At 65.2% G+C, this 916-nt stretch carries 1 protein-coding gene; it reads right to left on the bottom strand.

The genetic code is table 11. The features are described 5' to 3' along the window. Nucleotides 1-780, bottom strand: a 780-nt coding sequence (locus B8W67_RS20140; protein WP_109561857.1) for an IS256 family transposase, incomplete at its 3' end; no start/stop codon positions are given. Nucleotides 781-916: the final 136 nt, after the last annotated feature.

Here is a 916-nt window from a genome sequence, read left to right as displayed (position 1 = left end):
GGGGAATACCTCGCGTATCGCCTTCCAGAATCCCAGCGCGCCGTCGCCGACCGCGAGCACCGGTGCGGTCATGCCGCGGCGGCGGCAATCACGCAGCAGATCCGCCCAGCATTCGGCCGATTCTCGGAAGCCGTCGGTCAGGGCGACGAGCTCCTTACGACCGTCGGTGCGGACCCCGATCATCACCAGCAAACAGAGTTTCTCCTGTTCAAGGCGGACTTTGAGGTGGATTCCGTCTACCCACAGATAGACGTAATCGGTGTCGGATAGGTCACGCGCCCCGAAGGCTTTGGCCTCGTCCTGCCACTGCGCGGTCAGCCGGGTGATCGCCGACGCCGACAGTCCCGCACCGCTGCCCAAGAACTGCTCCAGGGCGGGGCCGAAATCACCGCTGGACAGCCCATGCAGGTACAGCAGCGGCAACACCTCGGTCATCTGCGGCGATTTGCGCGCCCAGGCCGGCAGGATCGCCGAGGAGAACCGGCACCGCTCACCGGTGTCGGCGTCGATCCGCTTGTCGTTAACGCGCGGGGCCTTGACCGGCACCGCGCCGGCTGCGGTGAGCACTGTCCGCTCGTCGTGGTGGCCGTTGCGCACCACCAGGCGGCGCCCGTACTCGTCGACCTGATCGGTGAACTGCGCGATATAGGCGGCCACTTCGGCCTCCAGCGCCGCGGCGAGCATCTGGCGGGCACCGTCACGAACGATCTCATCGATCAACGACCGGCCCGAATCGGCGTTGTCGTTGGACTCATCGACGTCGTGAACTACCTTGAGCATGGGCGTACCTTCCCGAACCAGCGCTCCAACGCCGGCCTTGATCAGAACCACTTGGACCTTCAGATCATCCTCGGGAAGGTGCGCCCTTTCCTACGCCGCCTCGCCGAGACTCATCCACAGGTTCTGATCATTGCTC

This window comes from Mycolicibacillus koreensis, from assembly GCF_002104795.1.
GTDB classification, from domain to species: domain Bacteria; phylum Actinomycetota; class Actinomycetes; order Mycobacteriales; family Mycobacteriaceae; genus Mycobacterium; species Mycobacterium koreense.
This window is presented reverse-complemented; position numbering and strand designations above follow the sequence as displayed.